The 16,273-nt window shown below is 51.3% G+C and carries 15 protein-coding genes; 1 reads left to right on the forward strand and 14 read right to left on the reverse strand.

Translation table 11 applies throughout. The features are described 5' to 3' along the window. Positions 1-12 precede the first annotated feature (12 nt). The 9 genes from CBW46_RS12685 to CBW46_RS12730 all read right to left on the reverse strand — a co-directional run bounded on the left by CBW46_RS12685 (position 13) and on the right by CBW46_RS12730 (position 9,226). The gene (locus CBW46_RS12685) at positions 13-1,062 is read right to left on the reverse strand and encodes a glycosyltransferase family 61 protein (protein WP_089200369.1); all 1,050 of its coding nucleotides are present in this window, start codon (positions 1,060-1,062) and stop codon (positions 13-15) included. Positions 1,063-1,132: 70 nt separating this feature from the next. Next, on the reverse strand, positions 1,133-1,804 hold the full coding sequence (locus tag CBW46_RS12690; RefSeq protein WP_089200370.1) for a class I SAM-dependent methyltransferase: 672 nt from the start codon (positions 1,802-1,804) through the stop codon (positions 1,133-1,135). 30 nt (positions 1,805-1,834) lie between these two features. Further along, entirely contained in the window at positions 1,835-2,530 is a 696-nt protein-coding gene (locus CBW46_RS12695; RefSeq protein ID WP_089200371.1) for a glycosyltransferase family 2 protein, read from the reverse strand. Positions 2,531-2,760: 230 nt separating this feature from the next. Next, complete coding sequence (locus CBW46_RS12700; RefSeq protein WP_089200372.1) at positions 2,761-3,393, reverse strand: hypothetical protein; 633 nt, start codon at positions 3,391-3,393, stop codon at positions 2,761-2,763. Positions 3,394-4,188: 795 nt separating this feature from the next. After that, complete coding sequence (locus CBW46_RS12710; RefSeq protein ID WP_089200374.1) at positions 4,189-5,253, reverse strand: tartrate dehydrogenase; 1,065 nt, start codon at positions 5,251-5,253, stop codon at positions 4,189-4,191. A 309-nt stretch (positions 5,254-5,562) separates the two neighbouring features. Beyond that, a complete protein-coding gene (gene speD / locus CBW46_RS12715) occupies positions 5,563-6,369 on the reverse strand; it encodes an adenosylmethionine decarboxylase (protein WP_089200375.1) in 807 nt (268 codons plus the stop codon). A gap of 345 nt (positions 6,370-6,714) precedes the next feature. Beyond that, positions 6,715-7,089, reverse strand: a complete 375-nt coding sequence (locus CBW46_RS12720; protein WP_089200376.1) for an amidase family protein — start codon at positions 7,087-7,089, stop codon at positions 6,715-6,717. Between the two features lie 37 nt (positions 7,090-7,126). After that, positions 7,127-8,062, reverse strand: a complete 936-nt coding sequence (locus CBW46_RS12725) for a dihydrodipicolinate synthase family protein (protein WP_089200377.1) — start codon at positions 8,060-8,062, stop codon at positions 7,127-7,129. Between the two features lie 141 nt (positions 8,063-8,203). Next, entirely contained in the window at positions 8,204-9,226 is a 1,023-nt protein-coding gene (locus CBW46_RS12730) for a sialidase family protein (RefSeq protein ID WP_089200378.1), read from the reverse strand. A gap of 451 nt (positions 9,227-9,677) precedes the next feature. Between CBW46_RS12730 and CBW46_RS12735 the strand changes: the two genes are divergently transcribed. Further along, positions 9,678-10,013, forward strand: a complete 336-nt coding sequence (locus CBW46_RS12735; RefSeq protein WP_089200379.1) for a 2Fe-2S iron-sulfur cluster-binding protein — start codon at positions 9,678-9,680, stop codon at positions 10,011-10,013. 369 nt (positions 10,014-10,382) lie between these two features. On the opposite strand, the gene CBW46_RS12740 is transcribed toward CBW46_RS12735, so the two are convergent. From CBW46_RS12740 to CBW46_RS12765, 5 genes are all read right to left on the reverse strand, one after another. Then, positions 10,383-11,453, reverse strand: a complete 1,071-nt coding sequence (locus CBW46_RS12740; RefSeq protein ID WP_165842288.1) for a lactonase family protein — start codon at positions 11,451-11,453, stop codon at positions 10,383-10,385. Positions 11,454-11,486: 33 nt separating this feature from the next. Further along, complete coding sequence (locus CBW46_RS12745) at positions 11,487-12,686, reverse strand: enolase C-terminal domain-like protein (RefSeq protein WP_089200381.1); 1,200 nt, start codon at positions 12,684-12,686, stop codon at positions 11,487-11,489. Between the two features lie 82 nt (positions 12,687-12,768). Continuing rightward, complete coding sequence (locus tag CBW46_RS12750; RefSeq protein ID WP_089200382.1) at positions 12,769-13,590, reverse strand: SDR family NAD(P)-dependent oxidoreductase; 822 nt, start codon at positions 13,588-13,590, stop codon at positions 12,769-12,771. Between the two features lie 52 nt (positions 13,591-13,642). Further along, complete coding sequence (locus CBW46_RS12755; protein ID WP_089200383.1) at positions 13,643-13,846, reverse strand: ABC transporter permease family protein; 204 nt, start codon at positions 13,844-13,846, stop codon at positions 13,643-13,645. A 290-nt stretch (positions 13,847-14,136) separates the two neighbouring features. Further along, a complete protein-coding gene (locus tag CBW46_RS12765) occupies positions 14,137-15,306 on the reverse strand; it encodes a DUF418 domain-containing protein (RefSeq protein WP_089200385.1) in 1,170 nt (389 codons plus the stop codon). Positions 15,307-16,273 lie beyond the last annotated feature (967 nt).

A 16,273-nucleotide genomic window follows, 5' to 3' on the forward strand; every position in this document is an offset into this window, starting at 1 on the left:
TCCTTTCGCGATTTACGGCTGGGTTTTCACTCCCATCTGCTGCAGCAAATGTGACAGCTCACTAAGATTCACCTCAACGTTGTCACAGCCCGGCCAGTAATTGCTGCTGTCAGCGAACGCCCGGGGACGCACGGCTTTGCAAATCATGCTCCAATGTCGGAGCCCGCCATACAAGCATATTTGTTTAATTTCCGATGGCAGAAAGTGCGGTGAAAAAAATTCCAGCACCTTGGTACCCCGTTTTGAGAAAGTTAAATTGGTCAACGCACTTCCCGTGGAAGATATTACCATCTGTGCGGAAGAAAATAGCCGAACTTGCTCACGCACCGGCATAGCTTCCGGGTATACCGTTTCAAAGCCACAGCTGCTGAGCAGTGACGCCACCTGTGCCTCATTCACCACAGTGCGCCATCCCACGCCGGCACGGCTAATATAAATGCGCCTGGCGGCAGTAGTGCCGTGATGAAACCGTGCGAATGTGTTACGCAGACAGCTGTACGCCCATCTTTCGCCTCTCCGCAATGCCGGCACGATCAACCGGTCCGCCTGAATATGCAAAAAGGGCTCGCTCGGAACCACATGGTGTGGGCTGATTCCGAACGCAGCCAATGTCTCCAATTGAAAAGGCCGGGGGTTGCAGCCTATAAGATACGTATCCACATGGACACCGGACATTCGGAGCAGCAGAATACGCGGCAGCACATCGTACATCCAATGATAATAATTAGCTGATCCGACTGTGTTCAGCACTGCTAGACTGCCAGGGACATGCCGCACCTCCGGCAATGCCGCTTCGCGGAAAACCGGGTGCAGCAGCGGGTCTTCGGTCCAGTGGTAGGACACATCCCAGAGCAAATAGTTATCCGGCGTAATTACCGTTCCACTGTCCCCCCACACCCGACCGTCCGGAATAACGGCGACAAATACCGGATGTCTGCTCTCCACGCAGAGCGGTATATAGGTGGTATACATGTTTAAACCTGACTGCCGTGCCCACTCCCTAGTATGACAAAAGTAATGGTCCGGCGCCTTTTGCCGGTTACGGTCATATTCGGCTGCCATATGCCCCTCCCCGTCGACTCACTGTACCATACTCAGCTAAGACCATACTGCGCTTAGAAGCTTGATGCTACTAGTATTGGTATTGCCGAATGAAAGCCTCTTTGTTCGCCAATATCGGCTGAAACTGCTGCGGACATCCTTTCGGGAACAGCACACCCAGACCGTTCGAGTGCAGGAAGGTCAGATGAGGATAAGCGGATGACAACTCTGCCCACAGCCGATACACGCCAAAATCCTTCTCACGCACAGCGATATCATGAAAAAGCACAATTCCGTTGTGTGCTACTTTCGGGTACCATGCTGTATAATCATGCAGCGAAGCCTCGTACGTATGGTACCCGTCTATGTGCAACAGAGAGATAGACCCATCCGGAAACGAAGGCAGAGCTGCATCGAAGGTGTTCCGAATCAATGTGCTAAATGGGGCATACTCCCTCTGATTGACCGTAGCCACCCGTTGAAATACATCATCCTGGTAATAGCCCTGGTGGGGATCGCCTTGCCAAGTGTCGACAGCATAGCATCTGGTGGATAATCCCCCATCGCGCACTGCCTGACACATGCTGAAGTAAGATGTGCCCATGAAAGTCCCCAGCTCCGCTATGTTGGCGGGCTGCATAAAGCGCACCAGATCATAGGCAAAGCGCGTGTGCCCTGACCAAGGTCCGGCTAGCATAACCGCGGCAGACAGTTCAGGCGCGTAGGCGGCTGCGAATGATGGATTGTAGAATTGCCAAACCATGCAATACACCCCTTTTTTGGGTAAAATGGGTTATTCCGTCTTGTCCGTGTATACTTCTTCCTGCCGGTTGTACTTGGCTTGAATCGAGTGTTCGTGGTATCTGTGTTCATCGGTAATAAAATCGAGAGGGTAGAAGTCCCAGTATCTAGCCAAATCTTCGAAGAACACGGCATCCGCCCACGGCACGATCGCGCGATCGTCATTCCATCGCGGCACCAGTTTGAAGCATGCCGCCCTGTGCATCACGGAGTTATGATCGAGCTTTGTGGCCGGTTCCCTAGTGATACCCGCCAACGGCCTGATTCCGCGCGAATGGACGACGCCGTCAATCATAGCCGCCAATCGCTGTTGCCCGTAGAGAACATATACATGCGGATAGGTTTCGAAGACCTCAACCATTTTTTCAAAACGTCTGGGGAAATAAATATCATCATCTGTCAAGTAAGTGACCAGATCTCCGGATATGCGCGGAATAGCGAGGTTAATGCATGTTGCGTAGCGGGTGGTCTTTTTCCTGTCCTCTGCTTTGACCCAGGTCTGCAGCACTTGGATCCTTGGATCGGCGCTTGCGAATGCCGCGATAATTTCCTGCGTCTCTTCGTTCGAGTTATCATCGACGATGAACAGCTCCCAGTTCGGATAGGTTTGATTTATCACACTGGTAATTGCATCCCGAATCAGCACGCGGCGGTTGTAGCTTGTCAAGATGCAGCTTACTTTCAACATGAAAATTTCCCCCCTATCTCATTGGGATTAACCAACAAGATCATCGTATTTTATTCATTTCGTACACGTGGTTGCCCCTAGCAATACCCCATTTTGTGGAAACACGGCGGTAGGCAGGATGGCCGGACCACTGCATGGTGCCGACGAACAGCGTAAAAAAAGGCCAAGAGCACCCGCTCTTGGCCCCTGCGCAGCACGCGAACAGCTCACTGCTGTCACGAGCGAATGTTTTACAGGATGTCGTTGTACAGCTCGACAATGTACTGCAAGCCTGCTGGATTCACCGGCCCGTTCGGGGGGAAGTTCGCTGCTTCGATAGATACTACGAAATGCTGTGTTGTGAGCAGGGGGAGTCCTACAGGCAGCGTACTGAGGTAAGTGTTGGAGAACTTGCGAACAGTTTGCCATTCATAGGGAGGCGATGCTGCTTGCATGGCGCCGGTAGGTGCTCCTCCCACAGGTGTCGCGCTGGCAAAAAGTTGCAGCCCGACCGCAGGAATGCTCAAATACTCTTCCAAGAACAGAGTATTGGTGTTGTCACTAAACACGTCGGCTGTGGCCAGTCTAGTGATGGCTAACCCCACGGTAGGCAGTGTAAGCGTGACTGCTTGGGCAAACCATATTGTTTCAGGTTCTTCGGGAAGGGCACTCTCCCATACATACTGCGGGTTCGGACTAGCATCTGAAGGATAGTATGCCAGCTCCGGCCAGAACGGAAAGAGTCTGCCAACGTTTGTGACCAGCGCCCTGGTCGGCGACGCAATTCCGGTAATCGCAGCTTCTACCGCATCCGTTCTGCTGGCAGTGGAGAACCAAGTAGTGCCGTTGTTGCTGGCTAATGTTGCGACTTGTGTGATAGGCATCTGTCAATCACTTCCCTTATCAAATTATGACCACTCGTTGCGCGATCATAGTTCATCTTATTCGACAGGGGTATGATTGTTTTGGACGAGAACCGGAGGCACACTAGCGCATTTAATTTGCAAGTTTAGAAGTGCTGGTGAATGGCCTGTGCCGCGGCTAAATGAAAGAGAATGCACTAGCAGTCAGTACGCTCAGCGTGTCAGGATCTCTCTAATCGCTGTTCCTTTTGCCTCTTTTTCGTCCAGCGGGGGGGTCCCTGGCCCATACCATCTGATAGAGATACTAGCTAACAATAATGCTGTGCCCCAATATAAACTCTTCCATGCCCAACTGAAGGCTGAGGCTCCCAACTCCGACGCAGCGCCTGAAGTGCACCGGCTTGGCCGGTGCACAATCACGGCGATCTGCGAATAAAAAAGCCTCAAGACAATTAACGACGCAGACCCGACGCAGCCCCCCAGAGCATCGCAGATGAGTGCCCAGCTCGATCAGGCGGCTCAACGTGGCTGTAAATCTGCCTTGCTAGATCATAGCGATACCGAGCGCCGTCGCCAGCATCCAGATTATGTTCGCATTCCACCGGTCTGACTGGGTGAAGCTCGTAGTCACCCGCAAGGGAGGCATTGCCAACGTGGATGCGATAAATCCAGCTTACGATGGGGTTAAGCGGCATTCGCACGAAACGATAGACAGAGAGCAGAATGCCCACTTCCCACAGAGACGCAAGCCCAATCTCGTCCCAGGGGGTTGGAAGCGGCAATCACGATGAGTTTCTTGCTGAGCGGGAGGGCTGCTTACACTGTGACAGCTTTCAGTGTGCGACAGATTGCATCCGTCACTTCCCTGGTAGTAGCTGTACCGCCGATATCCGGCGTTTTACAGCCGCTGGCCGTCACTTGTTCCATCGCCGCCAGCAGTTTATCTGCAATTTCATGCTCACCCAAGTGATCGAGCATCATCTTCGCAGTCCACACCTGACCGAGCGGGTTGGCAATCCCCTTGCCGGTGATGTCCGGCGCCGAGCCATGCACCGGTTCGAACATAGACGGATATTTGCCGTTCAGATTGATGTTGGCTGCAGGAGCAATACCGATGCTGCCCATGATAGCGCCTCCAAGATCGGTCAAAATATCACCGAACAAATTACTGGCCGCGATCACGTCAAATATTTGCGGGCGCGTGACGAAAAACGCCGCGAGCGCATCGATATGAATGGCAGACGTTTTTATCTGCGGATAATCGGCGCTAACGTCTTTAAACACATCATCCCAAAACGGCATCGAATGCACAATTCCGTTCGACTTGGTGGCGCTGGTCACGTGGCCTCTTCTTTTCTGCGCCAACTCAAATGCGTACCGCATGGCACGCTCCGTGCCTTTCCTGGAGAACACGGCATTTTGGATGGCTAATTCGTCTTCTCCCTTATGTATCCGGCCTCCGATTTCGCTGTACTCCCCTTCGCTGTTCTCCCTAACCACGATAAAATCAAAATTATTATGATTGCGCAGCGGAGAGCTCAGACCTTGAAAGTATTTCGCCGGGCGGATATTGATGACCTGTTCGAATTCCCTACGGATCTTGATTAGCAGGCCCCACAACGACACATGGTCCGGTACACGGCTTGGATCGCCGACCGCCCCGAGAAAGACCGCGTCAAAGCCAGACAACGTCTGGATCCCGTCATCCGGCATCATTTTGCCATGCTCCATGTAATAATCACAATTCCAAGGGAAATTGGTGAACTTCAGCTTCAAGCCGCCGTGCACATCCATTACAGCCTGCAGCACTTGCAGCGCTGCCGGAACAACCTCCTGCCCTATCCCGTCACCGGGAATGACAGCGATTTCAAAAGTTTTCATATTTATCCTCCTTTTGTTGCTGCTGTGCGTGATTTTTGCTTTGTGCGCGTGTTCATATGTTTAATTTCATAAAATGTTTGACGAGCACAGTATGCAAGGGCAGTATAGCATACGGATTTTGTTTTTTGAACCGTCAGCTTTGTTCACAACTTACATAGATGCAGTGTGCCAGCTGACACCAGCACGGCGCAGACGAAAAAGACATGGACGAATACCATTCCATGCCGACGCCCTTCATATCCGACCGTTGCTGCTGCTGAAGATTGCTGCCTGTGGCGCAACTGTCAACTCTTGATGACACCTGTGCGGTTAGTAAATGTTTTTGCCATAGAATATTTCATCCATCTCCATTTGCACGCTTTGCGTGATCTCTTCCTGCTCCTCTGGAGACAGCTTGTCTTTGGTGTAACCGAACAGATAGTTATTGAGATCGAATTCTCTGAGTTTACATTTTGTATGGAAAATATTTTCCTGATACACGTTAACATCGATCATATGAAACATGTCTTTGATCTCTTCCGGAATGTAGTTCTGAATCGAGCTGATGTCGTGGTCAATGAACAGCTTATGCCCGCTGATGTCTCTGGTGAAGCCGCGCACCCGGTAGTCCACCGTCATGATGTCGGTATCGAATGAGCGGATAAGGTAATTCAATGCTTTCAGCGGTGAAATTTCGCCGCATGTGGAGACATCTATGTCAGCCCTGAACGTACTAATGCCTTCGTCCGGATGATACTCCGGATACGTATGCACCGTGATGTGACTTTTATCCAAAGCTAAGACCACCGACTCGGGCAAAGGGCCCGGGGACTCCTCAAACCTCTCCGTCGGTACTTCAACTACAGGCTCTTCCGAAATCAGCATGGTCACACTCGCTCCCTGGGGAACGTAGTCCTGCTTGGCGATATTCAACACGTGTGCGCCAATAATATCAGCGACATTTTTCAAAATGGCAGTTAATCTGTCAGCGCTGTACTGTTCATCTATATAGTCGATGTAAGCTTCGCGTTCTTCTTTGGTTTTGGTGAAGCAGATGTCATACATATTAAAGCTTAATGATTTGGTAAGATTATTGAAGCCATGTAGTTGGATACGCTGCTCCGGCGTTAGGCTCATCGGCTATCTCTCCCTATTTCTTTTGTGGTCAATAACTAATATGTCCCCTTCATAATTTACCAATTCCCAGCGGCGCTGGAATTTCCTAAATATTTTTTATTTAACCTTATTTGAGTAAGGAAAAACATTAGCAGGCGCGGTACCCCCCACCGTGTGAGGCGCTCGGGAAAAATGCCGTGGCGGTACGATGAGGGGTGACCCATGCTGGATGCATAGGGCCAAGGGGCGCTACGCGGCAGAACACAGAAACAGCCTGCAGGGAGAGCTCTGTCAGGCTGTTTCTGCGTCGAGCAAATATTTTGCACGTGCAGGGGGGAACCCTCGTGCGAGATATAAGCGTGAAGCCTATCTCGAACTGCTAGGAGTAACAGCCGGCGGCTGGCGGTGCAGCGTGGCTTGTTCGTATGCATACGCATACTGGATGAGTGTTCCTTCGCTGAACGGTCTGCCCAGCATTTGAAGCCCGGCCGGATACTTGCCATGGCTGAATCCCATTGGTACGGTCAGCGCCGGGAAGCCGGTCGGAGGGCTCATCAGACCGCTGTTATTGCCATGAGGACTTGTGAGATCGCCAATCAACCGCGGCGGGTTATTCCATGTCGGATAAATAATGGCGTCCAGGTCATGATCGGCCATTGCCTTCAGCACGGCTTGGCGGTATTTCTCGCGATAAAACTCACCTTTCAGATATTCAGGATCATCGATAGGGGCGGTCGCCATTTTCTGGCCTGCAAGCAGCCGTTCCTTAATGGAAGGGTCAAATTTGCCTGAGCAAATTAAGCTGCTGAGACGACCAATTAGTGAGCCTATGCAGCTGCTCGATTTCCATCCGGTGCGTGGCTGTGAATTGTTGATGGTTTTTGGAACGACAAATGTAATTCGTGAAGATCCCCTCAAGCATCAGATAATATTTCGCATTAACCGGATATAGCTGTTTTTCGATCAGTGAAGCCATGCTGAGCACATCACTCAATCGCTCCGCTTGTTCCGGCTTGGCAGCAGCATTACGTGAGAGCCACACATAGAGTTCAGGGTGGAAATTCGCCATGACACCGCTGTATCCGGAAATACCAAGCTTCAGCGTTGCCAGCAGGGTCGCCGAGTTAGCGTTATAAATATTCAAGCCGGTCCCGCTCACAGCTGCCATTTTAGCTTTGATGTTGTCCACATCACAGCTCGTATCCTTGAGAAACAGGAATCTCCCGGTTTCCGCGCACCACTGCAGCATTGCCGGGGAAATAATTCTTTTATACGGGTAAGGACACTCGTATAGGCCGAGAGGCATCGATTCAGGTACAACGGCCAGCAGCTTTTCCAGATTCGCCTTCCACACTTCGTCCGACTCCTCCGCGGCGGCCGACCGATTGGTCAACAGGACGAGCGCATCAATCCCTGTTTCCGCCAATGCGTTCAGTTCCCTCACCTGTTCCGCATGAGAATCCGCAATGTGGCCCGATGCGATGACAGGCACGCGCTGTGCCGCCTTGCGTTTCACAAACGCTGCCAGCTGCACCCGCTCTTCCAAACTTAAATAAAACATTTCACTGGACTGGCATACCGCGAACAATCCGTCTACTCCGCGCGCAATGTACCACTCAATCGTCCGCTCGACGGCAGCGTAGTCAATCTTGTTATCGTCGGTGAACGGAGTCACCATGGTCGGCCAGACCCCTTTGGAAATTTTCATTGTCATTGATTCTCCCTCTCATTTCACCGGTTGCTGAAGCCCGTTCGTTGGGCCTCGTGTTGAGCCTTTTGTTTAACCTTCTGTCGAGCCTTTTTGTGCGGTGCTCCAGACGCACCCACCTCTTACCTCTATGGACGGATTTGTTCGCTATTCATCGGAAAATGAGACATGGCGGAAGGCGATCCGCTCTCTTTTCCATGTGTAAGTGATGAACAGCTCATTCCCTTGTGCGAGGATAGCTGGATAAGAGTACTCCCCTTCGCCATCCTCCAATACAAATGAAGCAGCCCATGAGTCACCGTTGTCCCGGGAGGCACTCAACACGAGCGGCGTTCGTGGCCCCCAATTCACACCAACCGGATTATATGCCAGCACCAACGTTCCGTTATCCAGCTTCACTAAATCTATGCCGCTGTTGTTATTCGGCAATGGGGTCGGATAGGCGGCACACCAACTCCTGCCCCCATCGTCCGAGTCGCTGCGGTGGATGAAATTTTCCGTACTGCGCAGCAGCATGTGCACTTTCCCCGGTTCCGACTCCCACATTGTAGGTTGAATCACACCTCTCCCTACGAGCGACTGCTTCGACACTGGAATGCCAGTGCCCCCGACCGCTGAGATATTGGTATAATCAAGTCCTGCAGCCCGGATCGCGCTGCTGAGCTGCCAGCTTCGCCCATCATCCTCGGAACGATCGACGTAGGCCTGCCAAATGCCGTCTTCCGTTGAGGCAGGAGCCAGCCAGGTGCCGTCCGACAATACGATGACCTTGTTACGCACCGGACCTCGCCCGCCCCGGTCGCCACGGACGAGCTCCACCGGCTGAGACCACGTTTGGGCATGATCATATGAAACTTTCAGCATGGTATACCATTCTTTTATTAAGCGCCCGACCTTGTAAAACAACAGTAAGCTTCCGTCATGCGCACGGTGCAGCACAGGATTCCAATGCGGCAGGCCGGCTGCATCAGCCAACTTGGACGGCTTCGTCCAGCCGCCTGCCTGCCGTCTAGAGCACCATATCGCTGTGTCGTCCGCCCCCTCCTGACTTCCTGCGAACCAAACCACTATTATATCCCCGTTCGGAAGCGCCGCCAAATGAGAGGCATGACAGCTGGCGAACGGTCTATCGCTGCCAAAGATATGTTCGTTGACGATGCATGTAAACATGTGATCAGCCTCCTTTGCTAAGAAGCGAGTCTTTGGCCACCCTGCAACGGCCGAAAGCATCGGCTGCCAGGGTATGCGTGCCACCACTACACATATGCTACCACAGTTTATGTATACGCTGTGCATATTCAGCTAGGACATGGAGATTTTTCTACATGCGGCCGCATCATTCAGAGTGTCAACTAGCTCCTGGAGTCCAGCTCAAATCCAGCGTGTATAGTCAGGGCTGCGAGCTCAATCCAGCGTGCATAGTCAGGGCTTCGAGCTCAATCCAGCGTGCGTAGTCAGGGCTGCGAGATCCATTAATACAAATCAAGGACCACACCAGCGGAGTCGTGAGCTGCCCTTGACAGATGTTATCTAATGGCGGAATCAACAAATATGGTATTTGGTATACCATAAGCCAGTCAGCTATGTTATAATGGGCACATAGCTAAGGGGAGGGATACTTGTGCCATCTGTCACTTTTCAAACATCGGGCAAGACTATCGAAGTAGATAAAAACGCGAATCTTTTGAGAACCTCCATCAGATATGAGGGAGCGGTTCCCTACAAGTGCGGCGGCGGTCTATGCGGAACCTGCCGTGTGCTAATCGTGGACGGACATGACAATCTCAGCAAGGTGATGAAGAAGGAAGTGGACAGACTAGGACAGGAAAAAATCGCTCAAGGTTACCGTCTCGCGTGCCAAACCTCTGTAACGGGCGATATCACGGTGGCTTGGAGCGACGAAGACCTCACGCGGCTGAACAAAATCGCACAAAGGCGAATCAACGCCGTCCAATGATCCAAGCACGCTCGCTAGACGGCAGCTCCTCATTCTCAGGAGCTGCCGGCTCTCGTGTGAACACTAATAATACTTTCGGGTACCCGCAAAATCCAAGTGATTTATGTGCATACGGTGACAGATTGTGCAAGCAGCAGCTGGTCCTGAGGTGCACGCACGTTAACCTACATTTTTTCGATCACCGCTTATGTTGAATCGTCTGTTCGAGGCGGATTCACTAGAACGCCAAACCTGCTTTACTGCTTTCTGCCCGCACAACGCACTTACCCTCCCCGTCCGGACCGCCAACGAAGGCCTATGCCAGAACCTTGGGCTCCGATATTGGCCTCCGCTCACCCTGCGTGCATATACGCCAGCATGCCAAGCGCACTAGAGTGCAAACTTGATGCACACCGGCTTGGACTCCAATGTTTCATCTGCGACAGGACGGAGTGTACCTGTGTGCTGATCTATGGCAAAAGTAACGATTGAATTGGAATCCTGATTGGCTGCCAATAAAAAGCGGTTATCCGGAGAAATGGCAAAGTTCCGCGGCGTCTTCCCCTGAGTCGAGACGTGTTCCACATAGGTTAATGTTCCATCCTTGGGATCGATTGCAAACACGATGATACTATCGTGTCCACGGTTGGATCCGTATAGGAATCTTCCTGTGGGCGAGATATGTATATCGGCACAAATGTTAACGCCGTCATAGCCTGCAGGCAAAGTCGATGCGATTTGACCGCTATGGAGGGCGCCCTCTGTTTTATCGTAAGCGTAAGCAGTAACTGTCGAGTTCAGTTCATTAATTCCATATGCAAATTTTCCGTTGGGGTGAAAAGCAAAATGACGTGGCCCCGCGCCCGGCTGCGCGCTTACTTCAGAATGAAGCTGTAGCTCGCCGCTCTCCCGATCCAATTGGTAAACTACAATCTTATCCTGACCCAAATCAGGTACGTGCACGTATCGATTGGTAGGATCGACAAGGATCGAATGAGGATGCGCGGATTCCTGTCTATCAGCCCGAATGCTTCCACCATGGTGCTGCACTTGGCAGGATGCTTTCTCAACGCCGCCAGACCGATTGATCGGGTAAACACAGAGATTCCCGCCGGAGTAATTCGAAACGAACAACCATTCCCCCGTCCTGTCCAAGCTAACGTAACACGGGGCGCCGCCGAAAGTCGACTGTTCATTAATATGCAAAAGTTTGCCTGTGCTATGCTCAATCGCAAATGAATGTACGCTGCCGTACGGCGCGCTCGTTTCACTCACCGCATACAGACAATTACGCTTAGTGTCTAAGGTTAAATAAGAAGGATTCTCGATGCCTGCGACAGCGTCGACGCGGGTTAAAGCTCCCGTATTAACATCGAAAGCATAAACGAAAATGCCTGGCGAAGATGCTTCTGCGTAAGATCCTACGTATACGTACCGATACCCTTTGGTTGTAGTAGACATGGTTATTCGCATTTTCCTTTCCGTGAGTGTTTACTACGGCCTGGTAGACATGCCATCGGGCAAGCGTGTTAATGTCCAAGCCGGAAGAATGTTTTGGCATGGATATTTCTCCGCTTTCTTTTCATCGATGTCGATACCAAGACCGGGCAGCCTGTTCGGATATACATATCCGTTTTTCAGTTGCGGACACCCCGGGAATACTTCTTGGAGGATTTCACCCAAGCCATGCCATTCCTGTACTCCCAAGTTGTTGCTACTGATGTCTAAATGTACATTAGCCGCATGACCGACAGGTGAAACATCACCGGGACCATGCCAGGCGGTTCGTATGCCGAAGGCTTCGCACAGATGTGCCAGTTTCTTTGCCGGGGTGATGCCCCCTATCGCACTGATATGGACCCGAATAAAATCGATCAGCCGGTTCGAGATGAGCGGCATCCATTCATTTGGACTGCAGAACAGCTCTCCCATGGCAAGCGGCGTTGAGCTCTGGCTGCGAATAATTTTAAACCAATCCAACTGCTCCGGTGCGAGTGGATCTTCCAGGAAGAATAGTCTATGCGGCTCCACCGCCTTAGCGAGCCGAACCGCTTCGATCGGGGCTACTCGCTCATGTATGTCATGAATCAGCTCAATATCGAAGCCAAGCTGCTTCCTCAAATGATCAAACATCTGTGGAATACTGCGTGCATATTTGTCAGGGTCGTAGTATGCGCCCGGCAGAGAATTATCGGGAGAATCTACTGTGTGTTTGCCTCCATAGCCATTCAGCTGGCAGCGAATGTACTTGAGTCCTTGTTCCATGTAGGCTCTGGCGTTATCTTCAACTTCCTGCGCATCGCGGCCATTCGCGTGACGATAAACCGCTGCCGCTTCGCGGCATCTCCCGCCCAACAATTCATACACCGGCATACCCGCTAATTTGCCTTTTATATCCCACAGTGCCATGTCTACGCCGGACAAAGCGTTATTCAAAACGGGCCCGTTGCGCCAATAGGAACTGACCATTGCGGTTTGCCAAATGTCTTCCACGCGGCTGGGATCCTTGCCTATCAAAAATGGCTTCAGGTAGTCTTCTATGGCTGAGGCTACCGTCAGATAACGCTGCGTGAATGTTGCACATCCCAGTCCGTAAAGCCCCGGCTCAGAGGTTTCCACTTTCACCACTACCAGATTGATGCCCTCCGGCGCGGTGAGAATTGTTTTTACGTTGCGGATCGATAACTCTTTCATTGGCAGGTTCCCCCGTTTCTGTTATTGTCTGTGCCGCCGTGCATCGCGCAGCTCGTCACCGCGCAGCTGCGCTGCACGCTTGTTACATTTGTAGCCGATCTCTCCGCGGTACAGCGCCCCATACCGCGTGGGAATCCCGCTCCGGCATGCCGGGAAGAATCAATCCGCCGTCCACCCTCACCACGATACCGGTTACGTAGCTGGATTTGTCGGATACCAGCCAAGCTACAGCATTGCCGATGTCTTCCGGAGTACCCGGCCGTTCCAGCGGGATACGAGGACCCAGTGCTTGATAGAAGACATTATGCTGCTCGTCATCGCGGACCTTGATCGCGCCTGGCGCGACGCAATTGACCCTAATTCCGTACGGTGCCAAATCCAGAGCGATTGATTGTGCCGCTCGCTCCAACGCGGCTTTGAGTCCGCCGTACACGACATCGCCGGGATACGCCCTCTGCGCACGCGATGACGTAATGTTGACAATCGATCCTTTCACACCGCGCGTGATCATATGTTTCGCTATCAGCTGCATTAACAAAATCGGCGCCCGGAAGTTGGTCGCAATAATGCGGTCCATATAGCCGGGATCGATGTTAAGAATGTTTGTCGTTCCCTTCAGGCCGGCATTATTGACCAGCACGTGTATGTCCCCCAACGTAGCGGCTGCGAATTCCAACAGCTTCTCCGGCGTCTCATGCTTACCTAAATCTCCCTGGAATACGAAGCAGTCTCTGCCATATTCCCGCTGAATCCGATCGGCGACTTCTGCTGCTTCTGCAGGCTCCTGGTAATGCGCGATTACCAAATCGTATCCTTCGGCGGCCAAAGCGAGAGCTATTCCTCGCCCAATCCCCATACTCCCTCCGGTCACCACCGCTGTTTTCGCCCTGTTTTCCCGCGACATTCAATCCACTCCATCCCTGTGTATACTAAAAAATATGTTTGAGCATCACATGCTAGCCCTTAATTCCGCTAAATGTAAACCCTTGCATAATGTAGCGCTGAAAGAATATAAACAGTATCGCCGGCGGAATAATGGAAAACGTCAGTGCGACAAATTGCTGGTCCATCGTTGTGCTACTTCTAATGTTATACAATGCCACAATCACTGTCCATAGATCTTGGTCCTTCAACACCATGAACGGCCAGCAAGATGACATAAGAGGCATTGGCTCCGGCCATCAACCACATCGGCCAAAAAGAGTTTGTCAAGTTCAACCTAAAAACAGTGCAGATTCATCTGGAGAGGCGTACCAAAGCAGCGGTAGCGCTGCTACCATCGAGCGTGAGTTTGATGAACAAAAAACAACCAAGCGGATATTTGACAAACAGAGTGCCGCTTGGTTGCTGATACATGCGTTGATTGTCCAACTTCATATAGAAAAAACCGCCTAACGTGCGGGCCGACAAAACAGGTGAGCGGCAGACCCAGCCGTCGGCGTCTGAGCACCTATCCGTCCCGTGTGAGTCCTTTGCTGGCGCCGGCAGATTGTTTCCGCAGTGCGGGCCATTTTCCATACGTTGCCGCACGCCAACCCCATTCCAACGGTCCTATGACGAAGCTCTGCAGCCACCACTTGCTCCACACGGCTTGCAGCGAGAACAAGAGGAGAGAATACATAAGATAAGCCCAAAGAGGCCATACCCCCACATTCTGCCACAGAACGTAAAGCAGCAGCATGGTAACGATGGACTGAGTCAAGTAATTCGTGAAGGCCATTCGGCCGACGGCTGCTAAATATCCGAAGTGCTGCGTGCCGAGGGCTCGAATAAGCCGCACAAGGGTGCAAACATAGAATACAGCCATCGTTTTACCAGACAAAAAGGTATAGTGTGTGACCAGCTTAGAATTATATGCCGGTTCAGTGACATACTGCAGCACCATGGGAATAAAGAGCAGCAGCGATATAACCAGCGAGATCCACTGCAGCCTTCTGACGCCGACAGACATCTGTCCTCGAGCGACAAACCACTGCTTCCTGCCAGCGTACATCCCCAATAGAAACAAACCTAGAATCTCCGGACCCATCAGGAACAGGTTGCCCGTACCATACACGAGCATGAAGTGCGCCCGTTCCTCCCAGCCCGGGATGCCATGGAACAATGGCTTACTCAGCTCGTCCGGAAAGAATGCCAGAGCAAGCAAGGTGGAGCCGATCGTTATTAACGCCGATAAACCCAGCAGCAACGAACTCCAGATCAAGAGCGTTTTCTCGCGCCTCCGGTAGAATAGTAAAAGTAAAAAGCCTAGTATGGCGTATGAATGAAGGACATCCCCAAACCAGATGAACACGCCGTGGACTACTCCGATTACTAACAGCAACAAGAGCCTCCTCGACATCAAGCTCCTGAAACTGTATCCACGCCGCTCCGCGCTTTGCATGAACAAGTGAAAACTCAAACCGAACAAGAAGGCAAAGATCGTGTAAAACTTGGTCTGCACGAACATGTCATACAGCAGTCTGAGCACACCGTCAGAGCCGGTGAAGCTAGAGCTAAACGCCAGGCCCTTGCCCACCATTTCCGGTATGTTGATCACACAAATTCCCAGCACTGCAAACCCGCGCAGAATATCCACCTCATCTATTCGTTCCTTCTGCTGCCCAGGCAACGGTTCCATCCCAATCCACCCCGATACATCTTAAAATAGTTATTACCGTTTTTATTATACTTCGCCTTTGGAACGAAGGACTACTATTTTTCTAGTAATGATCATGAAGCGTGCTGAATTCGTTCGATTCCCCTGCTGGTTTGGTTATCTGTGTGAATTTTGCAAGCACGGCAAAAGTCGCTTTCACTTTTAAAAGTCGGGAATTATCGGAGCGAATAAAACCCGCTTCCGCGAGTTCACCAATATTTTTCTTCCAGGCGTATTGATTCGCTTTGCAATGCTGCCCTCTGCCAAAAGCTGGTCTAAGGTTAAATTTATCGTTTTTCGCTTACCTGCTGAGAAAGGAACACACCACGATGCCAAAGTGGTTGTAGCTCAAAAGCATGGTATGGAAGAAGTACGCGAAACCGCCGAGTGCAGCGACAATGGCTACAATTCACCGATAGACAAGACCAGTGGCCTCCTTTCCATTAGCATTTCTGTAGAGCGATTATTACGAGTCTTGCAAAAAAACGAGCGCCTCAGTACGATGGAAGTACGCAACGGGTCAAAGCCCTTTAATTCCATCATCTAGAGGACGCTCTACCAGGAAGTTTATACGATGCAAATAAAAATCTAATCACAGCAGCGTAAGACACCGATGAAGGCATTTACTTCTCTAATGTAAGCACGTCTCAAGCCGGTGCGATATCGTTTACACTGAATCACGCTTCAAATAACCCCCGAGTGCAACCAGGCCTCCAAATATTGGCTATTATTATAACGCGAATTTCAATATTAGCGGCCGTTACCCTATATCAGTTTCCGCACGCCCAAATGCCAAATCATGAATTCTACAATTCGTCTCTGGTTTGAGTTATAGTTTAAAAAATTGGAGGGCAATCTCATGCCAAGAAGATTGTTGAGTGGAATTCTATCTGCATGTACATTGAGTTTAATTCTAGCGATAGTTTCTGATAGTACTCGGGGCGCAAAT

The organism is Paenibacillus xerothermodurans, from assembly GCF_002220865.2.
In the GTDB taxonomy this organism is placed as follows: domain Bacteria; phylum Bacillota; class Bacilli; order Paenibacillales; family NBRC-103111; genus Paenibacillus_S; species Paenibacillus_S xerothermodurans.

Bases quoted from the DNA above. Each gene is read 5' to 3' on its own strand.
- CBW46_RS12685 (WP_089200369.1), bottom strand. From the start codon at position 1,062: ATGGCAGCCGAATATGACCGTAACCGGCAAAAGGCGCCGGACCATTAC.
- CBW46_RS12690 (WP_089200370.1), bottom strand. From the start codon at position 1,804: ATGGTTTGGCAATTCTACAATCCATCATTCGCAGCCGCCTACGCGCCT.
- CBW46_RS12695 (WP_089200371.1), bottom strand. From the start codon at position 2,530: ATGTTGAAAGTAAGCTGCATCTTGACAAGCTACAACCGCCGCGTGCTG.
- CBW46_RS12700 (WP_089200372.1), bottom strand. From the start codon at position 3,393: ATGCCTATCACACAAGTCGCAACATTAGCCAGCAACAACGGCACTACT.
- CBW46_RS12710 (WP_089200374.1), bottom strand. From the start codon at position 5,253: ATGAAAACTTTTGAAATCGCTGTCATTCCCGGTGACGGGATAGGGCAG.
- speD (WP_089200375.1), bottom strand. From the start codon at position 6,369: ATGAGCCTAACGCCGGAGCAGCGTATCCAACTACATGGCTTCAATAAT.
- CBW46_RS12720 (WP_089200376.1), bottom strand. From the start codon at position 7,089: ATGGCGACCGCCCCTATCGATGATCCTGAATATCTGAAAGGTGAGTTT.
- CBW46_RS12725 (WP_089200377.1), bottom strand. From the start codon at position 8,062: ATGACAATGAAAATTTCCAAAGGGGTCTGGCCGACCATGGTGACTCCG.
- CBW46_RS12730 (WP_089200378.1), bottom strand. From the start codon at position 9,226: ATGTTTACATGCATCGTCAACGAACATATCTTTGGCAGCGATAGACCG.
- CBW46_RS12740 (WP_165842288.1), bottom strand. From the start codon at position 11,453: ATGTCTACTACAACCAAAGGGTATCGGTACGTATACGTAGGATCTTAC.
- CBW46_RS12745 (WP_089200381.1), bottom strand. From the start codon at position 12,686: ATGAAAGAGTTATCGATCCGCAACGTAAAAACAATTCTCACCGCGCCG.
- CBW46_RS12750 (WP_089200382.1), bottom strand. From the start codon at position 13,590: ATGTCGCGGGAAAACAGGGCGAAAACAGCGGTGGTGACCGGAGGGAGT.
- CBW46_RS12755 (WP_089200383.1), bottom strand. From the start codon at position 13,846: ATGTCATCTTGCTGGCCGTTCATGGTGTTGAAGGACCAAGATCTATGG.
- CBW46_RS12765 (WP_089200385.1), bottom strand. From the start codon at position 15,306: ATGGAACCGTTGCCTGGGCAGCAGAAGGAACGAATAGATGAGGTGGAT.